Below are 25,396 nucleotides of genomic sequence, written 5' to 3' on the forward strand. Positions count from 1 at the left end.
GACGTTCTTCGAGTTGAGCTCGGGTGAGGTGCAATGGGAGCCAACGGTCAGTCATCCAGCCATTCTACCGTCGTTCACTTCAGCCGAGATCAATAGTGGTACTCCGTTGACTCCGGTGTGCAAAGCTGTGCAGCACGCCAGCGAAGGCAATCATCTATGTTAACGAGAACTGCGTGTAGCACGCGATCTCTTGAACAGTCAACGGAGTACCAATAGAGCATCTGTTAAAAAAGAAGAGTCTTCTTGACCGAGCGCGCTTCTGACGCAGTCCTCTCTTTGGACCATTGCCCTGGGTGTCCTTGCACACCACCGGCGCGTTCGCACCCGGTCATCTGCTGCCAATCTTCGGTACCCGAGCGCCAGGTTAAAGTTAAGCTGAAAGGGTGACCCCACCCAGCGCAGCGGCATTCGGCACAGGAATCCCAGAGACACCAACAGCAGCACCGCGAACACGGGCGACGCGAGCATCTCCAGTGCAGCAGCGCAGAGCGGCCCTCCTGACGGCAGCAGCGTGATTCCCCGCACCATTCCCGATCTGCTGGCCGGGCTGTGGCGCTCGCCCTGGCTGCGGTTGCTGGTGTACCTCATCTTGCTGGCGTTGGTGCTGTGGCTGGCCCGGTCGCTGACCAGCGTGCTCGTCACCGCATTGGTAGCCTACACGCTGGCCTTCCTGGTCAATCCGCTGCTGAGCTGGCTTCAGCGCCGCCGTGTGCCGCGCCCGCTGGGGGTGCTGCTGGTGCTGGTGGTCCTGCTGGCTACCGCCGCGCTGCTGAGCTGGACCGTGCTGGCCCAGGTGGTCGCCCTGGTAGGCCAGTTGCCCGCACTGCTTCCCCGGCTGCCGGATCTGCTCGGCGGGCTGCTCAGCCGCCTCAGCAGCGTGCCGGGCCTGGAGAACGCTCAGCAGCAGCTCAGCACCTTTCTGACCGGGCAGGCCCAGCAGCTCAGCACCCATCTGGGACCGACCTTGCAGCGCCTGTTCACGTCGGGCAGCACCGTGCTGGGTGGCGTGGTCAGCGCCGTGGGCTGGATCGGTCAGGGCGCGCTGATCGTGATTCTGAGTGCCTATTTCATGCTGGACTACGAGCGGGTGGGCCAGGGGCTGATGCGGGTGCTGCCGCTGGCCTGGCAGCCGGGAGCGCGTCAGCTGTCGACCGATGTCGGCGAGTCCTTCGGCGGCTACCTGCGCGGGCAGTTACTGGTGGGCCTGGCGGTGGGCGTGCTGGTGGCGCTGGGCCTGCTGGCGCTGGGCATTCCCAATGCGCTGGCGATTGGCCTGCTGGCGGCGGTGCTCGACATCGTGCCGTACCTGGGTCCGGTGATCGCCGCACTGCCTGCTGTGCTGCTGGCCCTGCCCAGCGGCTGGATCACGGTGCTGCTGGTCGTCGGGGTGTTTGTCATCGCCAACCAGATCGAGGGGAACGTTCTCTCGCCGTACATTCTCGGCAAGACCACCGATCTGAGTTCGGCGGCGGTGCTGCTCTCGATCCTGGCAGGCCTGACCCTAGGTGGTCTCGTCGGGGCGGTGCTGGCGATTCCGGTGGTCACGCTGCTCAAGAAATGGACCGAGCGCTACTGGCTTTCCAGCGCCGCCCACAACCTGCCGCCCAGACCCTGAGCGGCTGCGCGCTGTGCTAGCCTCGCCCCCATGATTGTGGTGAAAGTCGGCGGCAGCGCCGGAATCGATTACGACGCGGTGTGCGCCGATCTGGCCCAGCTCTGGCACAGCGGCCAGAAGTGCATTCTCGTCCACGGCGGCAGCGGCGAGACCAACCGGGTGGCTGAATTGCTGGGCCACCCGCCGCGCTTCGTCACCAGTCCCAGCGGCTACACCTCGCGCTTCACCGACCGCCAGACGCTCGAAATCTTCGAGATGGTCTATTGCGGCAAGATGAACAAGGGCATCGTGGAGCGCTTGCAGCGCCTGGGTGTCAACGCGGTGGGGCTGTCGGGCCTGGACGGACGCATTTTCGAGGGCAAGCACAAAGACAGCGTGCGCTCGGTGGAAAACGGCAAAATCAAGGTGCTCAGGGGCGATCACACCGGCACGGTGGAACGGGTCAACACCCATCTGATCGCGCTTTTGCTGGATGCGGGATATCTGCCGGTGTTGACCCCACCCGCCGCCAGTTACGAGGGCGTGGCGATCAATGTAGACGGCGACCGGGCCGCTGCCGCGCTGGCCGTGGCCATGAAGGCTGAGGCGATGCTGCTGCTTTCCAACGTGCCGGGCTTGCTGCGCGACTTCCCCGACGAGGCCAGCCTCATCCGGACGATTCCGGCAGCGGACGTGGAAAGCTACCTGGAATTCGCCCAGGACCGCATGAAGAAGAAAGTGCTGGGCGCGGCGGAGGCGGTGGCGGGCGGCGTGGGCCGGGTCGTCTTTGGTGACGCCCGCGCCGGGCAACCGATCAGCGCCGCTCTGGCCGGAGCCGGGACGGTGGTGCAGTAGGTGACTGCTCCGGCAGCAAGCCAGGCAACTCATCCCCGTCTGGACGCGTACTCTACGATATGACTTACGGCAGAGCAGCCCACACCAACGAACTGATCGTCACGACCACCAACGACCTCGAAGGCTTCCGGGTGGTGCGTCACCTCGGCGTGGTGCGCGGCCTGACGGTGCGCTCCCGCAGCGTGCTGGGCAACCTCGGCGCGTCCTTGCAGACCATTTTGGGCGGCAACATCACCCTCTATTCCGAACTGGCCGAGAAAGCGCGCGGCGAGGCCTACGACCTGATGGTCCAGCACGCCCGCGACCTCGGCGCGAACGCGGTGCTGGCGATGCGCTACGACGCCAACGAGATCACCGACGGCGTCACGGAAGTGCTGGCCTACGGCACGGCGGTCACGGTTGAAGCCCGCTGAAGAGGAGCTGTCGGCTCCCGAACTGCTGGCGTTTCTGAGTGAGCGCGGCGGGCAGGAATACTCGGTGGTGCTGGTGACACCCGTCGCGCCCGCCCGCAAGAAACATCCGGGTTCCGCTGCCGAACGGCCACGCCCGCTCTACCGCCTCATTCGGCGCGGCGCGGCCGTGCAGGCCACCGGCCCGGCCGGGCTGACCCGCCAGCTCTCGCAGGCCGCCTTCTTGCAGGTGTTCGGCGCTCACCGCTTTGCCGAACTGACTCCCACCGGGCAGCTCAGCGATTTGGGGCCGCTGTTCGGCGCCCCCTGAGTCTCTGCGCCCTGATCGCCGCGCTCCCTGCTGCGCGACTGTGATCAGATTGTCGGCCGACCCTAGGTCACAAGGGCCCGTAGAATGTTAAGCTGGGTTCAGCGTGAAGCCAGCCAGGATAATTCCAGCATGATGCAAGGTCTTTTTTCAGACGTGCCGTTGATCGGCGTGCTGTCTCTGCTCCATGAAACGGAGCAGACCGGTGTGCTGGATGTCGACGCCGAGGTCCCGTTTACGGTGGCCTTCGCGCGTGGTCAGGTGGTCGAGGGCGGCATTCTCGACTGGACGGGGCTCGACGCCCTGCACGCCAGTCCGATGCTGCCTGAGAGTGGCAGCTTCTCGTACATGCGCCGCGACGTGACCGGCGCTGCCATCTCGCCCTTCGAGCAGTTCACCACCAACTGGGCGCGCATCAGTGACGAGTGGGAACAGATCGGTGCGGTGATCAGCAGTCCCAGCGTGGTGCTCAGCGGCCCGATGCCTCTATTCGATCAGGACAAGGGCCGCAGTGTGCGCGCCGCTGCCCGTGACGCGGGCCTGCCGCTGTTCGAGGTGGCGGCCCGCGCCGCCGACGCCGTGGAGGCGGGCAAGCTGCGGCCCACCGGGCGTTACGCCTGGTACGGCTTGCGGCTCACCCACCAGGGTCAGCGCCAGAGCGCTCTGGCCCGCGCCCTCACCGGCAACCTCAATCTGGGCGAGATTGTCGAGCGCGGCTTCTCGCCGAGCGAGGTGCGCGCCTACCTGATGGCCGAAATCCGTATGGGCCTGCGCTTTTCCGGCAGCGGCTGGGTGCTGCGAGACCTGATCTGGGAAACGCAGCGCGAGACCCACGCCAGCAGTGACTTCATGTTGTAGAGACGATCTGAAAAAGCAGACCTGGTAGCCCATGAAGTGCGCTTCATGCGGCTGCTTTTTTGATCATCTCCTTGCGGACATTTAAGTCAGCTAAGCCAAAAGTAATGCTCTCTTCTATGTCTGCTGAAGGTTCACCCAGGGCTGCGTGAGGCTGATCTCAGCAATGCTCGGCGGCAAATCGCCACACTGTGACCGTGCAACTCCAGACCCCTGGCGACAGGTTGATCTGACCCCACCGTTTCAAGGAGCCGATATGACGCAGAGCAACATGGACCTGGTTCGTTTGTCTGACCTTTCACGCGATCAGAATTATAATTTCAGTGGCGAGGGCGTTTACGATCCCACCGGTTACACCGCTTACGGTGTGAACGGCGACAAGATCGGCACCATCCGCGACGCATTAGTACAGGCCGACACGGGCCGTATCCAGTACTTCGTGGTCGATGCGGGCGGCTGGTTCAGCTCTAAAGAAGTGCTGGTGCCAGTGGGCCACAGCCGCTTGGAGAACGACGGCGTGTATTTCGACGAGCTGAGCAAGGACCAGGTGGGCAGCCTGCGCGCCTACAACGTCGGCGAGTCCTACAACGACGAGTACCGCGAGTCCGACGAGCGGGTGCTGCGCGGCGTGGACCAGAACCCGGCGTTGGCGACCGATACGGCAGCGCGCAGCAGCTACCAGGAAAGGGCCTACAAGACTCCAGACAGGCTGCAACTGCTTGAAGAGCGCCTGGTCGTCGACAAGGACCGCTTCAAGGCGGGCAGCGTCGAGATCGGCAAGCACGTGGAGACCCGCCAGGAAAACGTCAACGTGGCCTTGCAGCGCGAGGAAGTCGTCATTGAGCGCCACGCCGTGACCGACGCCCGTGCCGTTGAGGGTGCCGTCCTGGGCGACGGCAGCGCGACCATGAACATCGACTTGGAGGCTGAGCGGGCCAACGTCACCAAGCAGGCCTACGTCACCGAGGAAATCAGCGTTGGCAAGCGCACTGTGACCGATAATCAGACGGTCACAGAGACGATTGGCCGCGAGGTGCTCGACGTGAACAAGACCGGTGACGTGAGAATGGAAAATGATGACACTACCCTGACCGAGACCACGACCGAGACCACCAGCCGCAAGAGCTGAGGAGCAGCGCCGCAACTTGCTGCACAGCGCCGGGGCGGGGACACAGTTCCCTGCCCCGCTTCTATTCCCGCTTCATCAGGAGTCGTCATGGACCGTTCCGACCAACGTCCCGAAGATGTTCAGCTTGCCGACCCGTCACGTCCCGCCCCGCAGCGTCCCGGCCTGGCCGAGGCGTCTGCCGTGACCATCCGCGAAGTCCGGGCACCCCGGCCCGTCACCACCCTGACCTTGCACGAGGAGCGCGCCCAGGTGGCTGTTGAGCGAACCGTGGGCGCTCAGGTCACGGTTCAGAAACGCATTATCGAGGAAGAGGTACAACTTCCGGTCACGCTCAAGCGCGAGATTCTGGAACTCACTACCGCGCCGGAAGGCGGCACGGTGAAATTCAACGGTGAGTGGCTGGAGCCGGGGCGTATTTACCAGATCACGCTGACCGAGGAGCGCCCCGTCATCGCCCGCGAAGTTTACCCGGTGGAGCAGATCGAGATCCGCAAGGAGTGGGTCAGCGCGGTGCATCAGCAGACCTTGACTCTGGGCCGCGAGGTACTTGACCTGACAGGTCCGGCAGAACTGATCCGCGAGCAGGCGCAGCTCGAACAGGAGCAGGCGGCAGTGCTGCCGATCCTGGTCGAGCAGGAACCGGCCCTGACCACGCTGAATAAGGAGGGCGAACCCGCCCAGGCCCTGCCGCCCGCAGATGTGCTGCCCGACGATGATGTGACGCGGCCGAGCGGCGGTTGATTCGCCGCCCGCGAATGTGTACTATGCCCGCAATGCCAACAGTTCAGCAGACCCGACTTCTTCTTCGCGTGCTTCCGGTTGGAATGCTGCGCTAGGTCGGTCTGCGCCCCCTTTCCCCGGAGTGAACGTCACTTCCGGGGTTTTTTCTGTTCGGTATGCCGCTCCCTCACACCCCGTGCTCCGCTTCACGCTTCCCAGGAGAAACCTGCCATGACCCAGCCCGAACAGTCCCGCAATCAGAGTGCCGTGCGCCGCATCCATATCTTCGACACGACCCTGCGTGACGGCGAGCAGTCGCCCGGCGTGGCGCTCAACCACAACCAGAAAATCGAGATCGCCCACGCACTGGCCCGCCTCAACGTGGACGTGATCGAGGCCGGATTCCCGATCACCTCCGACGGCGACTTCGAGTGCGTCTCGCGCATTGCGCGCGAGGTGCGGGGGCCGACCATCTGCGCGCTGGCCCGCACCGCCCGCGCCGACATCGAGCGCGCCGCCCGGGCGCTGGAAGCTGCCGACAAGAGCCGCATCCACGTGTTTACCAGCGCCAGCGCGGTGCAGATGCAGCACATGCTCCGCAAGACGCCCGAGCAGGTCATCGAGTCGTCGATCGCGGCGGTCAAGCTGGCCTGCCAGTACACCCGTGATGTGGAATTCAGCGGTCAGGATGTGATGCGCGCCGATTTCGACTTCGTGATCCAGCTCTACCGCGCCGCCATCGAGGCTGGGGCCAGCGTCATCAACATTCCCGACACGGTGGGCTACGGCACGCCCGAGGAGTACGGCGCTCTGATCGCGCGGGTGCGTGACGAGATCGTGATGAATCGCGCCGTCGAGATTTCCACCCACTGCCACGACGACCTGGGCATGGCGACCGCCAACAGCCTGGCCGCCGTCGAGAACGGAGCCACCCAGATCGAATGCACCATCAACGGCATCGGCGAGCGGGCCGGGAACACCGCCCTGGAAGAAGTGGTGATGGCCATTCACACCCGCAAAGACCATTACCAGGCTGAGACCGAGATCCGCACCCGCGAACTCTACCGGGTGTCCAAGCTGGTCAGCCGCCTGACCGGAATGCCAGTGCCGCCCAACAAGGCCGTGATCGGCGACAATGCCTTCGCGCACGAATCGGGTATCCACCAGGACGGGGTTCTCAAGCACAAGGAGACCTACGAGATCATGAACGCCGAGCTGGTGGGCCGCGAGGCCGCTGTGATGGTGATGGGCAAGCACTCGGGCCGCGCGGCCTTTCGCAAGGCGCTGAGCGATCTGGGTTATGACACCGACGGCAACTCGGACCGGGGCTTCAACGACGAAGCGCTCAACGCCCTGTTCGTGCGCTTCAAGGAGCTGGCCGACCGCAAGGGCCAGATTTACGCCGACGATCTGCACGCGCTGGTGGGCAGCAGCGTGGAAGCCTCCGAGACCTTCAAGCTGGAGCGGTTCCAGATCGCCATGGGCACCGACATGCAGCCGCTGGCTTACATCCGCCTCCAGACGCCCGACGGGGTGCGTGAGGCTACCGCCACCGGCGACGGCTCGGTGGAAGCCATTTTCCACGCCATCAACACCGCCACCGGCATCGCTCCGGAGCTGGAAGTCTACCGGGTACAGGCCGTGACCCGTGGAGCCGAGGCGCTGGGCGAGGTCAGCGTCAACGCCCGCTACGGCGAGATGACCGTCAGCGGCAACGACGTGGCCTCCGATGTGGTGGAAGCCAGCGCGCGGGCCTGGCTGCGGGTCATCAACCACATCGTCGCCGGGCAGACCAAGGAGAAGTCGGCGGTCACGGCAGAAACGCCCTGAAGCGTTGAAGGGTGAAAGGCAGGGAGCCGCGCGGGGGTGCGGCTCCTTTGCTATTGGCTCAGACATCCCTCTCGCCAAAGGCTCTAAAACCGCATGCCATACTGAATCCATCATGGAAGCCGTTCCGATTCTGATGGTCATTTTTGGTGGCGTCTTTGGCGGCATCGCGCTCATCACCCGCGTCGATGGTCAGAACAAGCTGCGCATCTTGCAGGAAAAGCGGGCCATCGCTGAGCTGGGTCAGGCCGCTCCGCCGCCCGCGCCGCTGCCTGCGCCCACCACGACGCCCGCCGATCCCCACGCCGCCCCGGTGCTGGCCCTGCAATTGCCCGAGCCGCAGCGCAGTCAGGCCCTGGCCCTGCTGTGCCAGATTCAGGACGCGCCCAGGTCACTCGACGCCCGCAGCAGCTACCTCGTCAAGCAGACCCAGGCCGATTACCTGCCGCAGACCCTACGCGCCTACCTCGACCTCACCGACGGCGCGCGGCAGCGGCTGGCCGCGCAGGGCATGGACGCCCAGACGCTGCTCTCCGAACAGCTCGCTCTGATGGATGGCGGCGTGCGCGAGGCGCTCAAGCTCGACCATGCCGCCGCCGACCGGATGCTCACCCAGGGCCGGTTTCTGCGTGAACGCTTTCAAAATCCAGCGGAACCGAGCGAGCTGAGCCTGTCCGAAGCCCACCGCCGGGTGCTGCTCGACAAGTCGTAACACGGACTCCGATTGGATCCCGTACAACGTATGGGTTCAGTTCACCCGCAGGAAGTGAGCGGACTCCGTGTCAGTGGGGACTGCCGCTACGACTGGGTCAGTACCAGTCCGCCGCGCCCCGGCACGCTGAACGTCTGCGTATCGCCTACGACATAGCGGTGGCCGCTCAGGGCATCTTTGTACTGGCCCGGCGTCAGGCCGCTCAGGCGCAAGTCGCTGGCGTCCAAGCCGGTGTTCATCAGTACGTAGGCGCATTCGTCCACGTCCTGACGGCGGTAGGCCAGCAGATCATGCTCGGCGTGCAGCACGGTGAAGTCACCTCGTCTCAGCGCCCGGCTGGCGTGCCTGGCAGCGGTCAGATTCTGAATCAGGTGCAGGATCTGACGGTCCCAGCTTTCTGGCTGGTCCCAGGGGAAGGCGCGGCGGCAATCCGGGTCGGGGCCGCCGGGCAGGCCGATCTCGTCGCCGTAATAGATGCACGGCGCGCCGGGATAGGTCATTTGGAAGATGGTCGCCAGCCGAAACGCCGAGGCGTCGCCGCTCACCGCCGTCAGGAAGCGGGCGGTATCGTGGCTGTCTAGCAGATTGAGCTGCGCCTGAACGATCTGCGGATCGTGGGCCTGCGTGACTTCCGTCACGCGCTGGGCGAAGTTGGCGGTATCCAGCGGTTCCAGCGCCTCGATGCCGGACACCCGGTTCACAGCGTTGTCGAGGCTCTGCGCGCCGAAGTACGCCAGGCAGGGGCGGGTGAAGTTGTAGTTCATCACGGCGTCGAATTGGTCGCCCGAGAGCCACCGCCCGGCGTCGCCCCAGATCTCGCCCACGATGTAGGCCTCAGGATTGATGGCCTTGACCCGGCGGCGAAAGGCCTGCCAGAACGAATCGTCGTCGATCTCGTTGGGCACGTCCAGCCGCCAGCCGTCGATGCCCAGCGCGATCCAGTGCTCGGCCACGCTCCACAAAAATTCGCGCACCGAGGGGTTGGACGTGTTGAACTTGGGCAGCGCGCGGTTGCCCCACCAGGCGGCGTAGTTGGCCGGGTGCTGGTGCTCGTAGGGATAGAGCGGCCAGCCCTGAACGTGAAACCAGTCGCGGTAAGCGCTGTGTTCACCCTGTTCGAGCAGATCATTGAACTGAAAAAACCCGCGCGAGGCGTGGTTGAATACCCCGTCGAGCACCACTTTCATGCCGCGTGCGTGGGCCGCGTCGATGAGTGTCCGCAAAGCGTCGTCGCCGCCCAGCATCGGATCGACCTTGAAGTAGTCGTGGGTGTGGTAGCGGTGGTTGCTGGCCGACTGAAACACCGGGCAGAAGTAGAGCGCATTTACGCCCAGACTCTGGATGTGATCGAGGCGCTCGATGACGCCCCACAGATCGCCGCCCATGTAGTCGTGGAGGGTGGGCGCTTCGCCCCAGGGTTGCAGGTGAAGGTTGAGATTCTGGCGGCCACTGCGGGCAAAGCGGTCGGGGAAGACCTGATAAAAGACGGCGTCTTTGACCCATTCGGGCGTGCGGATACTCACGCCTGTGAGTCTACCTGCTGCGAAGCGCACTCGTTCGACGTCAAGCGGTCCCGTTGCACCAGCACGAACGCCTCGGCCTCGGCAGGCGTGCAGACATCGCCCAGCGCCGCCGCCTCGTTCACGGCGCGCAGAACCTCCCCCACGACCGGGCCCGGCGGCACCTTCAGCAGCGCCATGATCTGGCGGCCACTCAGCAACGGTGGCGGGGCGGTCGGTCGCTCCTCCAGCGCCGAGAGCAGGCACTCGAAACCGAGCTGGTAAGCCAGCCGGGTCTGCGGCGTGCTCTGCGGCCCGCGCGAGGCTTCGCGGTCGGCCAGCATCAGCCCCAGCAGATCCGGCAGCAGTGCCCGGCGGCGGTGCACGAAGCGGCTGGCCTCGCGCTCGGTGGTGGGCAGATGCACCATGTGCGCTTTGACGAGGGCGCTGACCCGCTCGGTGAGGGCGCGTGGCTGGCGTAGGCGGGTTAGCATCTCGTCGGCCAGCTGCGCGCCGAGTTCGGCATGGCCGTAGTAGGTGTTGCGCCCGGTGTCAGGGTTGACGCCCCGCGTGCGCGGTTTGCCCACATCGTGCAGCAGCGTGGCCCAGCGCAGCGCCAGGTCGGCGTCGGGAAAGCGGGCCAGCAGTTGGTGCAGCGCCTCGATATTGTGGTGTAGCACATCCAGATGGTGAAAGCCACCCTGCACGACGCCCGCGCCCTCTGACAGTTCCGGCAGCGAAAGGGCCAACAGGTTCAGTTCGTGCAGCAGCAGGACACCACTGGCGGCGCGCTTCGAGAGCAGCAGAGCATTCAGCTCGGCTGCCGTTCGCTCGGCGGCGGGCAGCGGCCAGTGGTGGGCCAGGGCCTCGGCTGCAAGCCGCTGCACGGCCAGTCGGGTGCGCTCCTCCAGCCGGAAATCGAGTGTGATGGTCAGGCGCGCCGCCCGCAGCAGCCGCAGGGGGTCGTCTCTGAGGTTGTGTTCGCTGACCATCCGCAGGCTGCGCCGCTTGAGGTCGCTCAGGCCGCCCGAGGGATCGGTGACGTGCCCAGCCTGATCCATGGCCAGCGCATTGACGGTGAAGTCGCGCCGCAGCAACTCAGCGGTCAGGTCGGTGGGCAGCGGCACGAAGTCGTGCTGCACGCCGCCGATCACGGCCCGCCAGTGGCCGCGCTGCTCGTCGAGGGGGAAGGCTGCGCCGCCTGTGTCTGCCGTCCAGCGCGCCGCCTGGGCCGGGTTGGGGGCGGCCCAGTCGTAGTCGCTGGGGAGCTGACCGCGCAGCAGATCGCGGGCCGCGCCGCCGACCAGCAGCGCGCCGGGTGGAAAGGCGGGCAGCTTCGGGCGGTGCGACATGCGACCCAGCATAGCGCCAGGCGGCTGGACAAAGCGCCGGAGGAGGTGCTAGGCTTCGTGGCGCTGGGGGCATAGCTCAGCGGGAGAGCGCCTGCTTTGCAAGCAGGATGTCCACGGTTCGAATCCGTGTGCCTCCACCAGCACAAAAGGCCGTCTAGCACGGCCTTTTTTCGTTTCCTGAGTTTTCAGTTAGGCGCTCAACTCCGCCTGAAATGCGTAACCCGTGCGTAACGGCTTTATCCGGTCTTGCCGTCCAGCATGTCGCTCAGGCCCAGCGCCCAACCTTCACGTTCGCCCTGATAGACCGTCCGGTACTGGCTGAGCGTGAAGGCGACGGTGCTGTGACCGAGCTGTTTGCTGACCACTTCCACCGGGATACCCCGCTGCAAGCTCAGTGAAGCGTAGGTGTGCCTCAGCCCGTGAATCGGCAGGAAGCGCACGCCCGCCGCGCTGCACAGCCGGGTCATGTCGCGCCGCAGATTGTTGGGTCGCAGTGTGCCGCCGTGCAGATTGGTGAAGATGCGGCCCGAGTCGGTCCAACCTTCAAGGGCCTCAGCGGTCATGGCCTGGCGCTCACGGTGCTGGGCAAGGAGTGCCAGGGTTTCCCCTGACAGATGTACCGTGCGGCGGCTGTTGACCGTCTTGGGAGCGCTGATGCGGATGGTGCCGCCCGTGTCGCTGATCGTCTCACGCACGGCCACCGTTTTGGCCTTCAGATTCAGATCGGTCCACTTGAGGCCGCAGACCTCGCCGCGCCTCATCCCGGTGCCGAGAGTGAACTCGAACCAAGCGCCGTGCGGATCGGCCCGGCAGGCGGCCAGGAACAGGGCCGCTTCGTCGGGCGTGAAGGCCGCCAGCTCCTCACTCTCTCGCTGGCGGGGCGGGTTGGGCCGCACGATCTCGGCGACGTTGCGGGTGACGATCTCCAGTTGCAGGGCGTCTTTTAGCGAGGTCAGTAGGAGCTGGTGAACTTGGCGCTGGCTGGCCGCGCCGAGGTCTTTCTTGTTCAGGCCGTCGAAGAGACCGCGCAGGTCGGCAGGGGAGAGCTTCTGGAGCCTTTTCTCGCCGATGGCAGGCCGGATGTAAAGCCGCAGAGCGCGCTCTTGGACTTCGTGGGTGTGGTAAGCGCGGGAGGTCTTGCGGCCTTCAAGCCAGTTGCTCAGGTACTCGCTGACGGTGATGGTGCTGGGGTCGGCGATGCCGCCGCGTGTGGCGTCGGCGATGAGTCCAGCCAGGGCTTGCTGTGCCAGGGTTTTGCTGGGGGCCATGCCGGAGAAGCGGCGGCCTTCGATCATAATTTCCCAGCGGAACCGGCCCGAGGGGAGCTTGCGGAGACTGCCCATGCCATTGCCACGCTTTTGGGTCGGGCGGGTCATATCCGGTCACTCTTGGCGAGATTGCACTTGCGGCAGAGCAGCTGCAAGTTGCCCTCGCTGCTAGCCCCACCTTTGCTGTGCGGGATGACGTGATCGTATTCGAGGTACTCCGTCGCGCCGCACTCAACGCACTTTCCCTGGTCACGCTGGTAAACAGCTCGTTTGACGGACTGCGGGATGCTGCGGCTGGCCCGCTCGGTCTGGGGCATGAGGAGCAGACGCTTGTAGCTCCGCACCAGAGCATCCAGGGTGGCGGCCAGGATCAGCGGGCGATCGGTGCGGTACAACCCGCTGCCCTTCTTGACGCCCAATTCGGCATTGACGCCGCCGCTGACTTCTTCAATCCGCAGCACCTTGCTGTACTGGACGTTCCAGCCGCCCTCAGTGCTGCTGACGAAGTGCATCTGTTTGCTGGTGAGGACCAAGCGGCCTGGAATGTCGCGGACTTTGCTGCTGGTGACATGCCGGAAGGTGGCTGGAACTTCGAGGTGGGCGACCTCGCCGATCTCCAGAATCAGGCTGCTGTTGATGGTTGGCAAGTGGCCCTCGCGGAGGCGACTGGCGGTGCGGAGTTCTTCGAGTTCGGCCCGCAGGTTGCCCAGCATGGCTTCCGGAACTTCCAGCAGCCCAGCCAGCCGGTTGAAGCCTTCTTCTTCCTCGGCGGTCAGGACGCCATCGGCACGGGCCATCGTCACCGTGCGTTCCAGTAAGTTCAGCGCGGCGGGCCGAACGTACTTCAGGGCTTCCTGGGCGTTCAAGCCGTCATTGAGCAGAGTCTGCTGCAAGTCCTGCCACTCGTGCAGGTCCATGATCCCGTCAGCGCAGGCGGCCTGAAAGCGGATGCGGAAGCGCTCCAAGCCGTCTCTGAGTTGCTGAGCGCAGTCGGCACACAGGCCCCGCGCATCGAGCTGCACCCGACGCAGGAAGCCGCCACTGGTCTTACCGCAGCGGCGGCACTTCCCAGCCTCAGCGCTCCCTTCAGCGGCAGATTTCAATTTGGCCCACTCAGCGGCAGCTTCCGCTGTGGGGGTTGCCGGGATTGCATCAGCGACGGGTTCTAGCGCCTCGCCGCCGAGTGATTCAAGCAGTGCCTGCAAGCCGCCCGCGAAGCCCTGGCCGACCCCAGCGATCCGCCACGCGCCGCCGTGCAGGTACAGCTCTAGCAGCATGACGGCCCGCTCAGCCTGAAAATCCTTGCCGGACACCTCGAAGCGCAGTACCTCCTGTCCACCGACGTTGAGGGTCACGTGCCCTCGGTGCATGGCGCTGAATGGCTGGTCGTCACTGGTGGCGGTGAGCAGCAGTCGGTGGACGCTGAGCGGGACCAGGGCCAGATCGACGGTGAAGATCTGGGTCTGTTCGTCCATGACGATGGCCCGCTCGGGGCTGCCGGGTTGGTTGTAGAAGACGAAGTAGCGGTCGTCACTCAGGCGGCGTGATTCGTCGAGGCCGAAGATGCTGATGTCCGGGGGTGCAGGTAAGGGCAGCTCGGTCTTGAGGGTGAAGCGGGTGGCAGGCGTGAAGGTGGTGAGCGTGGCACGCTGGCCGCGCTGGAGGACGCTCACGCCTCGTCCCAGTACCAATCATCGGTAACTGCCTGACAAGAAGCCGAGCAAAGTATGGGTGTACTAGGAATGAGACTTGAGGTATAGGTCACAGCACGATAAAGGTGTCTTCGAAATCAGTTGACACATACTCGCGCTGCTCGATGTCTTTGCCCCGTGTGAAGATCACCCGCAGTTTCTGAGCTTGGGCGACAGCCTTTGCGTTGGACTCCAAGTCGAAGGCATAGGTGTTTTTGCCTTGCCAGTCACACGTGCCATGTGTGCAGGTTGGTGACCAGTTCTCTTCTGCGCCTTCACTGGTATTCGCGGCGTTCAGTCGCACGAGTTCCTGACCATTCGCGCCCAGCAGAACCAGTACGGCGTTCCATGATTGAGCAGCCTCGCGACTGGGAGCCGTGCCTGCGATCGACATGATGAAGAAGCGAGGCAAAGCGGCCACGTCTGGCTTGGCAGCGCGGGATACCGCTGCTTTCCCGCAGGCTGTATACACACTGCCGGTCGGAAGTTGAAGATTGAGCGGATAGGTCAATGCCTGAAGCCTGGCGAGCGGACCAGGGGCGTCGGCACGCCAGTCCGATAGGAACCGTCCGAGGCTCGCATCTTCGGCTGCAGCGTTGTAAGTCTTCGTTTGTTCCTGCCCGCTGCGAGGCATGGATTCCACCCGGTGGCCATCGGCGCACGCCTGGACGAGTTGCGCGTCGCTGGGCGTCAGAAGGTCCGGCAAAGTCAGTGCTGAAGCACTGCTGATGAGTAAGAAGGCCAACAGAGTCAGTTGTTTCATGCTCTCTCCCATAGATGTTTGATCTTTTCTGCTCGGCAAGCCTCAGTCATTCCAGACCGCCAGCACGCCGCCTCACGCCCTATTTTCTTTAGTGACGTAAACTGAGCGGCGTTGGCGTTGCAGAAGTGCGGGTGCCCGTCATCTCAAGGCAACCTAAAACGTCAAGGCCTTTAAAGATGCGGACGCAGCCGTGAACAGAATTGGCGCTATCAAAAGTGAAGATGTAAAGATAATTGGTGTATCCCCCTCCTGCGTACTCGCTTAGCAGGAAATGGGAATATTGTGACTGGTAACTCGCAGTAACTACGCTTCCACCTTCACTTTCACCAGAAACATTATAATTTCCATCTGGATTAGGATTTTCGATAAGATCACTAAGCGTGTATTTGAGTCTATACTTATTCGTGAGCTCAAAATTGAAAGTCCAATCCCCTATCAACTTCGCTGTCTGCTGCTGATTGAATGGGGCATTCGGAATTTGGCTCGTCGGAGGAGTGCTTGTCACTGGGGGCTTGGTGGTCTGACCTCCACAGGCGGTCAGGGCGAGAGCAGCAGCAATCAGCAAATACTTTTTCATCAGCTTCCCTTTTCCATCTGAGCGTTATGTGGTCGGCAAGCTTCAGTCGTTCCCGGCTGCCATCCCTATCCCCAGTACACGCCGAGGCGTTTATGCCTCTGGATTGGCTAGCAGTGTCGGTAATACCCATGAACGTAAGTCCCATCTTTGCGGTAGTAGCCATTCACCCAGCACATGCCCGTGCTCGGCGGCGTTGGTGTGACAACTGGCGGTGTCGGCGTCACCACTGGGGGCGTGGGGACGGCCCAACGCTTCGAGCGTATCGCCCAGCTCTCGTTCACCTCGCAGGGGGTACCGTTGTGGTTCCAGTCCAGCGCATCGACGTTGTTTGTTGAGCTGCCATCATTCGAGTTGAAGTACGCTTGCGCTTCCGACTGTGATGTGAAGTCGCGGCAATCCAGGTCGCCTGTTCCACCGGCCGTGGTCGCGGTGAGGCTGCCCTGGAAGGCATGGCCACTCGCTGTCGGTAGCGACACCGGGTACTGATGGCCTGAATTGGCGTTGCTGGGCGGGGTGGGTCCCTGATCTGCCGGTGGCGTGGCGGACATGCTTCCGCAGGCAGTCAGGAAGAGGGTAGCGGCGATCAGGAAGTATTTTTTCACCAAGTCTCCTTTTCCATCTGAGCTTTATCTAGTTGGCAGACTGGCAGGCGACGGCTCACAAAATCCCGACTTGGCCCCTCAGTTAGCTGATGTAGCGGATCTTGCGGGGCCCCAAGTAAACGGCGTACACGCTGCCCAGCGCTATCGCCTCGTCCAGGTCGTAAAAAGGTGGTACATCGGGGTTGTCGCTCAGCAAGCAGTTTCTGCCGCGTCCATCTACACCCCGGCGCTTGACCATCACGCCATAAGGCGTCTGGAAAGCACACGGCAAATGCGTGCTGTACGCCTCAGATGGATTGATCAACACGATGTCACCGTCATTGATGGTGGGTGACATGCTGTCCCCACTGACCAACCATGCCTCTGTTAAGGCTGTGCGCTGGCCTGGCAACAGTCGAAGTGGCGCGCCTGGCTCGAAGTCAGTGGCCCAATCCGAAGCAGGAAATTCCAGCCGCGAGGCATACGCAATGCCAGAAAGAACCAACGGCTTGTAGGTAGGAACAGAACGAGGGAACACGTGACCGAGTTGATAGAACATTCAGTGCCTCCAAAGGCAAAAACTGGGTTAGTTTCCGTAGTTATTGAAGTCGCTGAATACGCGGTACACGTGACCCACGATGGTGACCTTGCTGGGAGAGATCAACTGGCCCGAAAGCGCTGGGTTATCAGCTGTGAAGGCCGCTCCGATGGGCGTCTCCACATAGCGGCGAATCATGACTTTCGACTCGTGCACGATGGCGTACAGGGCATCGGGAACGGGTGTCGTTTTATCGGTACGAACGAAAACGATGTCGTCTGGGTGAAGGCTGCGACCCATACGCTCCATGTCTGTGTCTTCGATCAGCAGGGCCTTGGTGAACTTCGGGTCATCACCTCGACCTGGGGGCAGCCAGGCGTATTCAAAAGGTGTGGCGTCGTCCTGAATCAAACCATTGAGTTTGTAGACAGGCTGCTGCTGATATTCGGTATGCATTTGCTGCATTTGATTTGTCACCATAAGGGGCAGCGCCAAGCCAGTCGCCGATGAAAATTCGCCCACAGACCACCGAAGGGCCTCCAGAAGTCTTCCTAGACGTTCGATACTTAGGCCTAAAGGATTCTGGACGCCTCGCTCTATTTGGCTAACAAGCGACTGAGATATGTCAGCCCGCATTGCTAGTTCTTCTTGGCTGCCTACCACTTCCTCTCTCCGACGTTTCAGAGCGGTGGCCCACGCAGGTTTTGCGCCCTTTGTGGGAGGCATCACGTAGTAGGCTCCAAGCGTGGCATAACAGTACACTACTACTCAACTTGAGTAAACCCCTAGTAGAAAACTATTGACTGCGGCCCTAATGCAGTAGTAGAATTCTACTACCCGTTAAGCACCCGCAGGGACGGGGAAAACCCGAAGGAGGCAGATGTGAGTCAGGAGACTAGTTATTTTTGGAGCTCAGTACCATACTAGGAGACGATATGACCCCTTTGAAAAAACTACGAGAGTCTGCTGGCCTGAACAGGCAAGAATTTGCGCAGCTTACGGGTTTTTCGTTGTATCGGATTGAGAAGCATGAGCAAGGTGTTCATCGGATTTCTTTGGAGGACGCAGCACATTATGCACGTCATCTCAGTAAGCCTCTGCGGCGCTCTACTAGTAGACTACTAGCAGAATTAGCTGAGATAGAGAGGATGGCAGGCGCGCGACCCCCTGAACCCAATGAACAGGACGCCACTCCCACCCCAGCTCGCCCTGATTCCGAAGCCTTGGCTCCCGCATGAGCGGGCAGCGCAACACCACCCACAAGAGGGAAATGAAACCAGACGGCGAACTCGTCTTCCAACACACCGAAGACGGCCTCACCATCCGCGTCCGCGTCGAAGTCACCTATCACCGTGATAACCCCAGCGAAAACCTCAGCGCTGAGTTCGGCACCGCACCACTGGGCTTCCTCAGCCCGCAGCTCAAGGCGAGCGTCAACAGCTACTTCCAGGCCTGCAAAGCAGAGCGCCAAGCCCGTGCAACCGAGCGAGGCGCGAAGAAGGAAGCGCTTAAGAGCTCTGGCTGTACGAGCCAGGAATAACTGCTTCTGCCCTTGCAGGCGGTTCGCTCATTTCGCCTTCCGCAACCACATGAGTCTTCGGCACGAACAGCCAAGCCAGCTTGATCCCATCCACGGACGCCTCCGTGAGCCACAAGCCTCCACCGCTTAGCGCTACCAACTCTCCCAGGTCATCGGTTTCGGAGACCACGCCTGTCACCACAGCGCCGCTGCTCAGAACAAACATCTTCCTCAAGTTTTCACCCCTCTTGCCCAGCCTAGCAAGGCCAAAAGAAAAACCCCTGCGGGATAGGCAGGGGTCAACTCCAAAGGAGCTTCTACATGAACGATTCTACCACCCCCGAGCACAACAAACTCGACTTCATCGCTTGGCTCGTCGGCTTGCCCGCCGGAAGCCTCACCAACATCAACCAGCTCAGCGCGGGCGAGCGCACGAAGGTCAGCGAGCGGCTGGCCGACCGGGGCAGTGACCTGGAAGCCGAGTACCTCGCCAGCCTCACGGCCCCGGTCCTGTCGGAGTTGGAGCAGGCTGAAGCCTGGCTGTGGTACTCGTGACCCCCGCTGAGATTGCCGAGGTCGAAGCCCGGTTCCAGGCTGGAACGCACACCGACGTCGATTTCCGTGCCCTGCTCAGTGCCGCCAAGAGCGCGCCCACCGTGCCCCAGGTCGTCGAGATGCTGCACGAAGCGGGCCGGGAGTTTGACCGGATCACTGGTGACGCGGCATGAGCTTCGTTGACCATGACGGCTACGGGGCCACGCTGTACCTCGAATCAGACAGCAGCTCGCCCTTTGCAACCTTGGAAGGCTCAGTTCACCCTGTCATCCGTCCGCACATCACGATGGTCACTCAACAGGTCACCCACATGACCCCAGCAGACGCCCGCAACCTCGCCATGCACCTGATCGAAGCGGCCAACGCCACCGAGTTGCCGCTGACGCCTGAGCAGCGGCAAGAGTATGACCGGGCGAGTGGTCAGGGATGACCGCCGTTATTCAGACTCACCCGCTGAGCGAAGCCAGCCGCACCGCTGACGCGGCTTATGCCCGGTGCTTCGAGCTGGCCCGCGAGAGGCTTCACCTCTGGCGCACTGGCGCACTGCAGGACGTGCGGGACGCGAACCGGGCGGAGGTGGAAGCCGCCCGCCTGGAGTGGCGTCGGCTGGCTGGTCTGGCCGGGGGCGCGGCATGACCTCGCGCCTGGCTTTCAATCTCGGCGCGGCCCTGATCCTCGCTGGCCTCGCCCTGCTGCTCACGCTTGACGCCCTCACCGGCTTCCGGCTGGCCCTCACTGGTGCTGCCGGAGTCGGGCTGGTCTGCGGCGGCGTGGTGCTGCTCAACGCCACTGAATCGGCACTGGAGGTCCACCCATGACCGCGATTGAAGCCCGTCCGCAGAACATGGCGCTGGCCCAGCCCGGCGATTTCAGTCGCGAACAGATCGACCTCATCAAGAACACCGTCGCCGTTGGCTGCACAGACCTTGAACTGGCGCTGTTCCTCGAAGTCTGCAAAAGCACCGGTCTCAACCCCTTTCAGAAGCAGCTGTACGCCATCAAACGCAAGTCCGGTCGCGAAGAGAAGATGACGATCCAGACCGGCATCGATGGCTACCGCCTGATCGCCAGCCGCACCGGGGCGCACATGGGCACCACCGACCCCGAGTTCGGCCCCATCAAGGACGGCTACCCCGAATGGGCACGGGTCATCGTGCGCCGCCTCGTGCAGGGCCACATCGCCGACTTTCCAGCGACTGCGCGCTGGTCGGAGTACGTCCAGACCAAAGACGAATGGGTGAACGGTCAGCGCACCGGCAAAAAGACCGTCAGCGAGATGTGGACCAAGATGCCGCACACCATGCTTGGCAAGTGTGCCGAGAGCCTGGCGCTGCGGAAAGCCTTCCCTGCCGAGCTGAGCGGGATCTACACCGCCGAAGAAATGGCCCAGGCCGACAACCCCGCTCCGCCTCCCCAGCAGACCCAGGCCCGCACGGTGGATGTGACCCGCCAGATTGCCCAGGCCACGAATCCGAACGCGGCGCTTGAGGCTTGGGTGGTCAAGATCGGTGAGGCTGGAACGAAGATCAACAGGTGGGGAGGCCGTGAGCGGGCCGTCGCGGCTCTGGCGCACTTCCCTGACTGGCGCAAGGACGTTGAGCAGGCCAGGGCTGCTTACGAGGCGCTGTGCGAGGTCGGCAGGCAAATCAAAGAAGAACAGGCCGCCGCTCAGGACGTGCCGCCGTTCGACGTGGCTCCCGCTGCCGAAGCTCAGGAACTGCTGCTCAGCGACGGCCAGCGCAAAGCCCTCTGTGCCCACGCCAGCCGGGCCGGAGCCAAGACCAGCGAAGACCGCGCTGCGTTGTGGGCCTATCTGCTGGCAAGCGACAAACCGGAAGGCACGAAGACGCTCACGGTGGAGCAGGCCCAGCGGCTGCTGGACACCATCAGCGGTATGGACACGCACGCCGCCGAACAAACACTCGCCGAGGCCCGCAACGAGTTCAAGCCCATCGCCGAAGTTGCCTAAGCCCACCGGGCCGGAATCAACACCGGCCCTTTTCTGCATTCCCAGAGGACCCAGCCATGAAAAATGATTACGCCGTCCGGGCTTACCGAACCGAAACCAAATACGACACCCACGACGAACTGGTGAGCGTGATGGACGTGCAGGTGCCCGCCGAGGCCCTGGAGTTTCTGCGCTCCGCCCACAACGCCCAGGACAGCAAGGACGTCACCTTCACCGTGCAGGTGGCCAACCGCACCGACGGCGACTTCCGCAAGCTGGCCTTCACCAGCAAGGGCAGCAAGATGAAGGACTTCGTTCCCGTCGCCACCTTGCAGAAGTGGTTCAACGCCGCTGACAACCTCACCAGCCTGTTCGACATGGCCGCGTATGAGTTGACGCTGATCGTCGAGGTCCGCGAGGCCCAGCAGGGCAGCCCTGAGCTGTTCGAGGAGCCTGAGCAGCCCGGTGAGGAGAGCGAACCCACCCCGCCCAACATGCGCCAGGGCAGCCCGCCCCGCCTGGCTGGAGTGCTGAACGCACCGAAGGAAGTGCAGGCGCTGCCATCCTCAGACATCGAAGACGCCGATTTCACAGTGGAAGGCGGTGAAGACAATGCCCCGGCAGCCGACTGAACCCAAGTACCTCGAAGTGCCCCAGGCCGCTGAGCGATTGCACGTCTCGTCCAGCCTGCTTTACCGCGAAATCCGGGCCGGGCGCTTCCCAGCCGTGAAGTTGGGGCTGAGACTGCTGCGCGTGCCGGTGGCGGAGTTGGAGAAGTGGCAGGCCGAGCAACTGGCAGGTAGGAAATGACCGCCGTCCACAGCCAGTTCCTCAAGCACCTGACGCAGCGTTTGGCAGCCCCAGTCTGCAAATGCTCAGGGAAGTTCCGGCGCACCTGGGGCGAAAAGGAACTCAACTTGAACCGGACGAGGGCTGACTTGATGAACCAGGAACGCGATTTCCAGCGTCTGAGGCCCCTGCGCTGTGGCGAGATCCACGAGCAGGCGGCGCTCGTGTTGCACCGTCAGCAGCCCTTCGCAGTCAAGGCCACGCTCGTAGGCATTTTTGGCCATCAGCAACAAGCGCTCGGTATTCATAAGCAAGAGCTCTTTCCCCGGGTGCAGCAGCTGATATGTCGGCCAGCCGATCGCCAGGTCTTTCTGACCGACGCTCCACAGCAGGCGCAGCCGGTGAAGGACGGCCAGCCCTGGCCCCAGGTTGAACAGATCGATGTGCGGAGTTGCAAAGCGCTCAGGGGCGGTCAGGTCCTCTCGCAAGGCCGTGATGGCCACCACACCACCTGCCTGTCCAACCAGTCGGCGACTGTCGTCCTGAGTTTTCATTCTTCCACCCTATCGCCCAGGCGCAGCAGAACCCGGCAAATATTCTTGATCTACCATTTCAGGAACCTTAGCGTGGCCCAACAAGAGGCGGCAGTCTGATGATTGACTACCGGACTCATCCCGTCACCCTGCACGCGGCCTTAGCCGTCAACGCCCGCCTGCCTTTCCACCCTCTTGACCGTCGACCAGCGCGCCGTCACGCGCACCGGGGAGGCTGAGATGAGCTGGCAAGCGACCGAGGCCGTCATGCAAACCAGTCGGGCAACCGGCTCAGCTCGCCTGGTCCTGATGGTCATGGCAACCTTCGCCGACGAACAAGCCGAGGCATGGCCCAGCGCCGAAACAGTCGCCGAGCGCGCTGCCCTCAGTGAACGTCAGACCCGCACCGTGCTGGCCGGGCTGGTCAAGGCGGGTGAACTCATCATCACTCGCCCCGGTGGAGGCCGTCAGACCACCACGAAGTACCTTCTCCCCCATCTGGCCTGGCTGGAAACCCTGCAATCCAGCGCCGATACCCTGCGGCCCACCGCACCTCTTAAACCGGCGAACCGGGGGCAGTTCGGTCAAGAAAGGGTGCAATCTGGCGTCAATACCCTGCAATCTGGCGCAGAAAGGGTGCAATTTCAGGCCGATACCCTGCGGCCCACCGCACCCGAACCAAGAACCACCAATAGAACCATAGAACCACCAAGAACAGATGCGCGGGAAAACGCCGCGCCGGTTCTGGCTGAAGGCTTTGAACTCATCGAAGTCCCCGAACAGCAGGCCGCTGACGCGGCAAGTGCCCAGCAACCTGATCTCTCACCGGATGTTGTCCCCGCATCCCCAGAACCGGAGCCGGGAAAAGCCACGAGCAAGACACATGTTCCGCGCCGCGCCGGGCTGGCCTTGCCCGCTGTGCCCGCCGACCTGGCCGCCGTGCCCGGCATGCCGGAGGCCTGGGCCGACTGGATGACTTACCGCCGCCAACGCCGTTGGACAACCGCGCCCATGACGGTCACGGGGATGTTTGCCAAGTTGCGGGCTTACGCCGCCGAGGGTGACAACCCGGTGGAGGTGATCCAAAACAGCATTGCTAACGGCTGGCAGGGCCTCTTTCCCGCCGAAAAGCCGAGGAACCTGAAGTTCCCGAGCCGCCCGCAGCCCACCGAAGCCGCCGACGCCCGCGCCCTGCACACCGCCCAGGCTGTGTACGCCGCACTCCAGGAGGAGGAGCGCCTTGCTTTCTGACCATGTGTTTGCCGCTGGCTGGACCGTGCTTCAAGACCGCTTTGGCCGCGCTTTCTCAACCCAGACCACCAAGATTTACCGCGAGATTCTGAAGGCCGAGCTGACCGACGCCGAGTTCCAGACCGCCTGCCGCGCCGCGTTCCGCTTTGAAACCTACTTCCCCAGCCCTCAGAAGCTGATTGACCTCGCCACCGGCAAGGACTTCGAAGCGCTGGCACTCAGTGAGTGGGACGCCTGCCTGACCCGCGCCCGCAGCGGCGAGATGGCGACCCTGCCGAACACCAGCGCCCGAATCCTGATGAACAGCGCCACCAACGGCGTGCCACTTGGAAGCGTCGCGGCGGATCGTCTCGATTGGATCAAGCGCGAGTTCGTCAAGCGCTACGCCGCCCAGCTCGCCGCCGAAGCCCAACAGCGCACGCCTGCCGTGCTGCCCACCGTGCAAAGGGAGCTGACCCATGTTGCTGCCGACTGACCCCGCCCGCTCAGGCCGCCCAGTGGCCTTCGGCGAAGCGCTTGGTGCGAAGGAAGGCGAAGCGCTGATGCTGAACACCGCCGAAGCCGCTGTGTGCCACCGCTGCGGTGCTGAGCCGCGCCTGTACACCCATGCCAGCCCGAAAGGCCGGGAAGTCGCCATCTGGATTCCGGTGGATCACGCCTGCAAGGGGCGCGGCAATTTGCGGCTCCACGAGGCCCGGCCGTGACCGCTCCTGCCATCACCCGGCATGCCCTGGAGCGCGCCCGTACCCGCTGGCAGTGCCCCGACGATCAGGCCGCCCGCGCCGCCATCGCCCGCGTGATCGAAGAAGGCCACTGGAGCCGCACCAGCCAGCGCCAAGAGGTCTACACCCTCGGCCAGCACGTCTGCCGGATCGACCCCCGCGCCCGCACCGTCGTCACCGTCCTGGTGCGCGGCCAGCGCCGCCTGAAACGCCTGTGCCGCCAGATGCGAGGTTCTTAGATGCCAGCCAAACGCCACTACGCCGACAAGGCCGCCGTGAAGTTCCTGCGCGGCACGACCTTCAGCAGCCCCGACGAAGCCATTCAGGCTGGAGCCAGGACCGAGGAACAGTGGTCGGCGTTCATGAAAGGGGAGGCGGCCCGGTTCTGGAGCGCGAACGGCCAAAAAGCGAGGCGGGCAGTCAGGAAGCGCCACCCGATCCGACGAAAGACGCGAAAAAAGGCTGAAAATCAGACAGCAATCCTGTCAATTGGTGCAAAAAAGCCGAACCCTGACGTGCTGGCGCTAGAAAAACGTGCTCACGAATGGCCCCGCACGGGTGGGATAGGCCGGCCTGGTGTTGAAATCTCCGCCCGCGCCGCTTATGCGCTCTACCTCGACTTCGCCCGTCACGCAGTGGCCGGTGACTTCCCGCGCTGGCTGGCTTGTCACTCTGGCGTGAACCGCGAGACGTGCCGTGAGCGCTTCAAGGCCGGGTGCGCCCTGGCCCTCGGCGTCAATCCCAGGTGGAATCAGTCGGGCCTGCTCGCCGAGCTGCGCGAGCGTGAAACGAAAGGAGCGACATGAGCGCGCCTCTCGCGCACCTCGAACAGCGCGCACTGACGCTCGAACAGGAGATGGCCGCGTGGGGCGTGCGCTTCCAGGCCACGCAGCGCAGCATGGCCGACCGCGCTCGCGAAGCACGCCAGCTCCACCTGCGCTGGCTGGCCGCCGGGCATCACGGTGACTTCAGCACCGCCCTGAGCAAAGCCGCCAGAATCAGTCGCACAACCGCTTGGCGACTGTGGCGAAGTGGCCTCGCGCTCGAAGCCGGGGTGAGCGCCCAAGCCGATCAAACAGACCTGATCGAAGCCGCCCGCGCACTGGACAAGGGCGTGACCGTGCCAGAAATCGACAAGGCCATCACCGCCGGGACGCTCAGGGACGTGGCGAATCTGGCCGACGTGGGCATGGTAGGCCGGTCCATGTCAGCCGAGGCCGCCGGGCTCAGGGAACAGGTGCAGCAGCGCCTCGGGCTGCTCGACCTTGATCACCTTCCCGCCGTCGAGCGGGACGAACTGGTGTTCAGCGCCTTCCTGACGGTTTCAGATGAAACGCTGCGCGGGATTGTCAGTAGCTACCGGAGAGTGACCGAGTGAACCGCTCCCGCAGCCGCCCGAAG

34 protein-coding genes, 1 tRNA gene and 1 pseudogene are annotated in these 25,396 nt (G+C 63.5%); 25 read left to right on the top strand and 11 right to left on the bottom strand.

Annotated elements, in window-relative coordinates:
• The first annotated feature begins 511 nt into the window (after window positions 1-511).
• The 9 genes from GUI70_RS19065 (at window position 512) to GUI70_RS19105 (ending at window position 8,409) form a co-directional block, all read left to right on the top strand.
• A complete protein-coding gene (locus GUI70_RS19065; protein WP_161883906.1) occupies window positions 512-1,615 on the top strand; it encodes an AI-2E family transporter in 1,104 nt (367 codons plus the stop codon).
• Between the two features lie 30 nt (window positions 1,616-1,645).
• A complete protein-coding gene (locus GUI70_RS19070) occupies window positions 1,646-2,449 on the top strand; it encodes a [LysW]-aminoadipate kinase (protein WP_161883907.1) in 804 nt (267 codons plus the stop codon).
• Between the two features lie 59 nt (window positions 2,450-2,508).
• Window positions 2,509-2,862: a YbjQ family protein gene (locus GUI70_RS19075; protein WP_161883908.1), complete on the top strand. Its 354-nt coding sequence runs from the start codon at window positions 2,509-2,511 to the stop codon at window positions 2,860-2,862.
• The gene (locus tag GUI70_RS19080) at window positions 2,849-3,169 is read left to right on the top strand and encodes a hypothetical protein (RefSeq protein WP_237725039.1); all 321 of its coding nucleotides are present in this window, start codon (window positions 2,849-2,851) and stop codon (window positions 3,167-3,169) included. The genes GUI70_RS19075 and GUI70_RS19080 overlap by 14 nt, the downstream gene beginning before the upstream one ends.
• A gap of 129 nt (window positions 3,170-3,298) precedes the next feature.
• Window positions 3,299-4,024, top strand: a complete 726-nt coding sequence (locus tag GUI70_RS19085; protein ID WP_237725040.1) for a DUF4388 domain-containing protein — start codon at window positions 3,299-3,301, stop codon at window positions 4,022-4,024.
• 253 nt (window positions 4,025-4,277) lie between these two features.
• Window positions 4,278-5,150 (top strand): PRC and DUF2382 domain-containing protein, encoded by an 873-nt coding sequence (locus GUI70_RS19090; RefSeq protein ID WP_161883909.1) that lies wholly within the window; start codon window positions 4,278-4,280, stop codon window positions 5,148-5,150.
• Window positions 5,151-5,237: 87 nt separating this feature from the next.
• Window positions 5,238-5,891: a YsnF/AvaK domain-containing protein gene (locus GUI70_RS19095; RefSeq protein ID WP_161883910.1), complete on the top strand. Its 654-nt coding sequence runs from the start codon at window positions 5,238-5,240 to the stop codon at window positions 5,889-5,891.
• 210 nt (window positions 5,892-6,101) lie between these two features.
• Window positions 6,102-7,700, top strand: coding sequence for a 2-isopropylmalate synthase (locus tag GUI70_RS19100; RefSeq protein WP_161883911.1), 1,599 nt, complete (start codon window positions 6,102-6,104; stop codon window positions 7,698-7,700).
• A 112-nt stretch (window positions 7,701-7,812) separates the two neighbouring features.
• The gene (locus GUI70_RS19105) at window positions 7,813-8,409 is read left to right on the top strand and encodes a hypothetical protein (protein ID WP_161883912.1); all 597 of its coding nucleotides are present in this window, start codon (window positions 7,813-7,815) and stop codon (window positions 8,407-8,409) included.
• 86 nt (window positions 8,410-8,495) lie between these two features.
• On the opposite strand, the gene GUI70_RS19110 is transcribed toward GUI70_RS19105, so the two are convergent.
• Entirely contained in the window at window positions 8,496-9,932 is a 1,437-nt protein-coding gene (locus tag GUI70_RS19110; protein ID WP_161883913.1) for a glycoside hydrolase family 13 protein, read from the bottom strand.
• Window positions 9,929-11,260, bottom strand: coding sequence for an HDIG domain-containing metalloprotein (locus GUI70_RS19115; protein ID WP_161883914.1), 1,332 nt, complete (start codon window positions 11,258-11,260; stop codon window positions 9,929-9,931). The genes GUI70_RS19110 and GUI70_RS19115 overlap by 4 nt, the downstream gene beginning before the upstream one ends.
• Before the next feature lie 65 nt (window positions 11,261-11,325).
• On the opposite strand from GUI70_RS19115, the gene GUI70_RS19120 reads away from it, so the two are divergent.
• Window positions 11,326-11,400 (top strand) — tRNA-Ala (locus GUI70_RS19120).
• A 96-nt stretch (window positions 11,401-11,496) separates the two neighbouring features.
• Here the strand turns inward: GUI70_RS19120 and GUI70_RS19125 are convergent.
• The 8 genes and pseudogenes from GUI70_RS19125 to GUI70_RS25275 all read right to left on the bottom strand — a co-directional run.
• A complete protein-coding gene (locus GUI70_RS19125; protein ID WP_161883915.1) occupies window positions 11,497-12,636 on the bottom strand; it encodes a tyrosine-type recombinase/integrase in 1,140 nt (379 codons plus the stop codon).
• Complete coding sequence (locus tag GUI70_RS19130; RefSeq protein ID WP_161883916.1) at window positions 12,633-14,201, bottom strand: TerD family protein; 1,569 nt, start codon at window positions 14,199-14,201, stop codon at window positions 12,633-12,635. The genes GUI70_RS19125 and GUI70_RS19130 overlap by 4 nt, the downstream gene beginning before the upstream one ends.
• Before the next feature lie 88 nt (window positions 14,202-14,289).
• Window positions 14,290-14,982 (bottom strand): hypothetical protein, encoded by a 693-nt coding sequence (locus GUI70_RS19135; protein WP_161883917.1) that lies wholly within the window; start codon window positions 14,980-14,982, stop codon window positions 14,290-14,292.
• Window positions 14,983-15,070: 88 nt separating this feature from the next.
• A complete protein-coding gene (locus GUI70_RS19140) occupies window positions 15,071-15,559 on the bottom strand; it encodes a hypothetical protein (RefSeq protein WP_161883918.1) in 489 nt (162 codons plus the stop codon).
• Window positions 15,560-15,666: 107 nt separating this feature from the next.
• The gene (locus GUI70_RS19145) at window positions 15,667-16,161 is read right to left on the bottom strand and encodes an excalibur calcium-binding domain-containing protein (RefSeq protein WP_202630525.1); all 495 of its coding nucleotides are present in this window, start codon (window positions 16,159-16,161) and stop codon (window positions 15,667-15,669) included.
• Window positions 16,162-16,243: 82 nt separating this feature from the next.
• A complete protein-coding gene (locus GUI70_RS25070; protein WP_272952903.1) occupies window positions 16,244-16,699 on the bottom strand; it encodes a S24 family peptidase in 456 nt (151 codons plus the stop codon).
• Window positions 16,700-16,726: 27 nt separating this feature from the next.
• Window positions 16,727-17,143 carry a S24 family peptidase gene (locus GUI70_RS24530; protein WP_237725041.1) on the bottom strand — a complete coding sequence of 139 codons (417 nt, stop codon included), beginning with the start codon at window positions 17,141-17,143 and terminating at the stop codon, window positions 16,727-16,729.
• 72 nt (window positions 17,144-17,215) lie between these two features.
• Window positions 17,216-17,404, bottom strand: a pseudogene (locus tag GUI70_RS25275) (helix-turn-helix domain-containing protein); the annotation flags it as partial.
• Window positions 17,405-17,912: 508 nt separating this feature from the next.
• Here GUI70_RS25275 and GUI70_RS19165 point away from each other — a divergent pair.
• From GUI70_RS19165 to GUI70_RS19205, 9 genes are all read left to right on the top strand, one after another.
• Window positions 17,913-18,218, top strand: coding sequence for a hypothetical protein (locus tag GUI70_RS19165; RefSeq protein ID WP_161883922.1), 306 nt, complete (start codon window positions 17,913-17,915; stop codon window positions 18,216-18,218).
• Window positions 18,219-18,518: 300 nt separating this feature from the next.
• Window positions 18,519-18,752, top strand: coding sequence for a hypothetical protein (locus tag GUI70_RS19170; protein ID WP_161883923.1), 234 nt, complete (start codon window positions 18,519-18,521; stop codon window positions 18,750-18,752).
• A complete protein-coding gene (locus GUI70_RS19175; RefSeq protein WP_237725042.1) occupies window positions 18,749-18,925 on the top strand; it encodes a hypothetical protein in 177 nt (58 codons plus the stop codon). Before GUI70_RS19170 ends, GUI70_RS19175 begins: the two co-directional genes overlap by 4 nt.
• Window positions 18,922-19,182 carry a hypothetical protein gene (locus GUI70_RS19180; RefSeq protein WP_161883925.1) on the top strand — a complete coding sequence of 87 codons (261 nt, stop codon included), beginning with the start codon at window positions 18,922-18,924 and terminating at the stop codon, window positions 19,180-19,182. Before GUI70_RS19175 ends, GUI70_RS19180 begins: the two co-directional genes overlap by 4 nt.
• Window positions 19,179-19,388 (top strand): hypothetical protein, encoded by a 210-nt coding sequence (locus GUI70_RS19185; protein WP_161883926.1) that lies wholly within the window; start codon window positions 19,179-19,181, stop codon window positions 19,386-19,388. The genes GUI70_RS19180 and GUI70_RS19185 overlap by 4 nt, the downstream gene beginning before the upstream one ends.
• Complete coding sequence (locus GUI70_RS19190; protein ID WP_161883927.1) at window positions 19,385-19,570, top strand: hypothetical protein; 186 nt, start codon at window positions 19,385-19,387, stop codon at window positions 19,568-19,570. Before GUI70_RS19185 ends, GUI70_RS19190 begins: the two co-directional genes overlap by 4 nt.
• Window positions 19,567-20,721 carry a phage recombination protein Bet gene (bet, locus tag GUI70_RS19195; protein ID WP_161883928.1) on the top strand — a complete coding sequence of 385 codons (1,155 nt, stop codon included), beginning with the start codon at window positions 19,567-19,569 and terminating at the stop codon, window positions 20,719-20,721. The genes GUI70_RS19190 and bet overlap by 4 nt, the downstream gene beginning before the upstream one ends.
• 56 nt (window positions 20,722-20,777) lie before the next feature.
• Window positions 20,778-21,332 carry a hypothetical protein gene (locus tag GUI70_RS19200; protein WP_161883929.1) on the top strand — a complete coding sequence of 185 codons (555 nt, stop codon included), beginning with the start codon at window positions 20,778-20,780 and terminating at the stop codon, window positions 21,330-21,332.
• Window positions 21,313-21,510 carry a helix-turn-helix transcriptional regulator gene (locus GUI70_RS19205; protein ID WP_161883930.1) on the top strand — a complete coding sequence of 66 codons (198 nt, stop codon included), beginning with the start codon at window positions 21,313-21,315 and terminating at the stop codon, window positions 21,508-21,510. The genes GUI70_RS19200 and GUI70_RS19205 overlap by 20 nt, the downstream gene beginning before the upstream one ends.
• Window positions 21,511-21,575: 65 nt before the next feature.
• Here GUI70_RS19205 and GUI70_RS19210 read toward each other — a convergent pair whose 3' ends face one another.
• The gene (locus GUI70_RS19210) at window positions 21,576-22,043 is read right to left on the bottom strand and encodes a hypothetical protein (RefSeq protein WP_161883931.1); all 468 of its coding nucleotides are present in this window, start codon (window positions 22,041-22,043) and stop codon (window positions 21,576-21,578) included.
• 219 nt (window positions 22,044-22,262) lie between these two features.
• Between GUI70_RS19210 and GUI70_RS19215 the strand changes: the two genes are divergently transcribed.
• The 6 genes from GUI70_RS19215 to GUI70_RS19240 are packed head-to-tail and all read left to right on the top strand — an operon-like array spanning window position 22,263 to window position 25,373.
• Window positions 22,263-23,273 carry a helix-turn-helix domain-containing protein gene (locus tag GUI70_RS19215; protein ID WP_161883932.1) on the top strand — a complete coding sequence of 337 codons (1,011 nt, stop codon included), beginning with the start codon at window positions 22,263-22,265 and terminating at the stop codon, window positions 23,271-23,273.
• Entirely contained in the window at window positions 23,263-23,748 is a 486-nt protein-coding gene (locus GUI70_RS19220; protein ID WP_161883933.1) for a hypothetical protein, read from the top strand. Before GUI70_RS19215 ends, GUI70_RS19220 begins: the two co-directional genes overlap by 11 nt.
• On the top strand, window positions 23,732-23,977 hold the full coding sequence (locus GUI70_RS19225; protein WP_161883934.1) for a hypothetical protein: 246 nt from the start codon (window positions 23,732-23,734) through the stop codon (window positions 23,975-23,977). Before GUI70_RS19220 ends, GUI70_RS19225 begins: the two co-directional genes overlap by 17 nt.
• Window positions 23,974-24,234 (top strand): hypothetical protein, encoded by a 261-nt coding sequence (locus tag GUI70_RS19230; RefSeq protein ID WP_161883935.1) that lies wholly within the window; start codon window positions 23,974-23,976, stop codon window positions 24,232-24,234. The genes GUI70_RS19225 and GUI70_RS19230 overlap by 4 nt, the downstream gene beginning before the upstream one ends.
• Window positions 24,235-24,801, top strand: coding sequence for a hypothetical protein (locus GUI70_RS19235; RefSeq protein WP_161883936.1), 567 nt, complete (start codon window positions 24,235-24,237; stop codon window positions 24,799-24,801).
• Window positions 24,798-25,373, top strand: coding sequence for a hypothetical protein (locus tag GUI70_RS19240; protein ID WP_237725043.1), 576 nt, complete (start codon window positions 24,798-24,800; stop codon window positions 25,371-25,373). Before GUI70_RS19235 ends, GUI70_RS19240 begins: the two co-directional genes overlap by 4 nt.
• Window positions 25,374-25,396: the final 23 nt, after the last annotated feature.

Source organism: Deinococcus alpinitundrae, from assembly GCF_009982895.1.
Classification (GTDB): domain Bacteria; phylum Deinococcota; class Deinococci; order Deinococcales; family Deinococcaceae; genus Deinococcus; species Deinococcus alpinitundrae.

Excerpts from the sequence above, each read along its gene's own strand:
- GUI70_RS19070 (WP_161883907.1), top strand. The coding sequence starts at position 1,646 with ATGATTGTGGTGAAAGTCGGCGGCAGCGCCGGAATCGATTACGACGCG.
- GUI70_RS19200 (WP_161883929.1), top strand. The coding sequence starts at position 20,778 with ATGAAAAATGATTACGCCGTCCGGGCTTACCGAACCGAAACCAAATAC.
- GUI70_RS19100 (WP_161883911.1), top strand. The coding sequence starts at position 6,102 with ATGACCCAGCCCGAACAGTCCCGCAATCAGAGTGCCGTGCGCCGCATC.
- GUI70_RS19135 (WP_161883917.1), bottom strand. The coding sequence starts at position 14,982 with ATGAAACAACTGACTCTGTTGGCCTTCTTACTCATCAGCAGTGCTTCA.
- GUI70_RS19205 (WP_161883930.1), top strand. The coding sequence starts at position 21,313 with ATGCCCCGGCAGCCGACTGAACCCAAGTACCTCGAAGTGCCCCAGGCC.
- bet (WP_161883928.1), top strand. The coding sequence starts at position 19,567 with ATGACCGCGATTGAAGCCCGTCCGCAGAACATGGCGCTGGCCCAGCCC.
- GUI70_RS19090 (WP_161883909.1), top strand. The coding sequence starts at position 4,278 with ATGACGCAGAGCAACATGGACCTGGTTCGTTTGTCTGACCTTTCACGC.
- GUI70_RS19140 (WP_161883918.1), bottom strand. The coding sequence starts at position 15,559 with ATGAAAAAGTATTTGCTGATTGCTGCTGCTCTCGCCCTGACCGCCTGT.
- GUI70_RS24530 (WP_237725041.1), bottom strand. The coding sequence starts at position 17,143 with ATGCAGCAAATGCATACCGAATATCAGCAGCAGCCTGTCTACAAACTC.
- GUI70_RS19105 (WP_161883912.1), top strand. The coding sequence starts at position 7,813 with ATGGAAGCCGTTCCGATTCTGATGGTCATTTTTGGTGGCGTCTTTGGC.
- GUI70_RS19170 (WP_161883923.1), top strand. The coding sequence starts at position 18,519 with ATGAACGATTCTACCACCCCCGAGCACAACAAACTCGACTTCATCGCT.
- GUI70_RS19240 (WP_237725043.1), top strand. The coding sequence starts at position 24,798 with ATGAGCGCGCCTCTCGCGCACCTCGAACAGCGCGCACTGACGCTCGAA.
- GUI70_RS19190 (WP_161883927.1), top strand. The coding sequence starts at position 19,385 with ATGACCTCGCGCCTGGCTTTCAATCTCGGCGCGGCCCTGATCCTCGCT.
- GUI70_RS19235 (WP_161883936.1), top strand. The coding sequence starts at position 24,235 with ATGCCAGCCAAACGCCACTACGCCGACAAGGCCGCCGTGAAGTTCCTG.
- GUI70_RS19095 (WP_161883910.1), top strand. The coding sequence starts at position 5,238 with ATGGACCGTTCCGACCAACGTCCCGAAGATGTTCAGCTTGCCGACCCG.
- GUI70_RS19215 (WP_161883932.1), top strand. The coding sequence starts at position 22,263 with ATGAGCTGGCAAGCGACCGAGGCCGTCATGCAAACCAGTCGGGCAACC.
- GUI70_RS19075 (WP_161883908.1), top strand. The coding sequence starts at position 2,509 with ATGACTTACGGCAGAGCAGCCCACACCAACGAACTGATCGTCACGACC.
- GUI70_RS19210 (WP_161883931.1), bottom strand. The coding sequence starts at position 22,043 with ATGAAAACTCAGGACGACAGTCGCCGACTGGTTGGACAGGCAGGTGGT.
- GUI70_RS19165 (WP_161883922.1), top strand. The coding sequence starts at position 17,913 with ATGAGCGGGCAGCGCAACACCACCCACAAGAGGGAAATGAAACCAGAC.
- GUI70_RS19115 (WP_161883914.1), bottom strand. The coding sequence starts at position 11,260 with ATGTCGCACCGCCCGAAGCTGCCCGCCTTTCCACCCGGCGCGCTGCTG.
- GUI70_RS19180 (WP_161883925.1), top strand. The coding sequence starts at position 18,922 with ATGAGCTTCGTTGACCATGACGGCTACGGGGCCACGCTGTACCTCGAA.
- GUI70_RS25070 (WP_272952903.1), bottom strand. The coding sequence starts at position 16,699 with ATGTTCTATCAACTCGGTCACGTGTTCCCTCGTTCTGTTCCTACCTAC.
- GUI70_RS19085 (WP_237725040.1), top strand. The coding sequence starts at position 3,299 with ATGATGCAAGGTCTTTTTTCAGACGTGCCGTTGATCGGCGTGCTGTCT.
- GUI70_RS19185 (WP_161883926.1), top strand. The coding sequence starts at position 19,179 with ATGACCGCCGTTATTCAGACTCACCCGCTGAGCGAAGCCAGCCGCACC.
- GUI70_RS19125 (WP_161883915.1), bottom strand. The coding sequence starts at position 12,636 with ATGACCCGCCCGACCCAAAAGCGTGGCAATGGCATGGGCAGTCTCCGC.
- GUI70_RS19225 (WP_161883934.1), top strand. The coding sequence starts at position 23,732 with ATGTTGCTGCCGACTGACCCCGCCCGCTCAGGCCGCCCAGTGGCCTTC.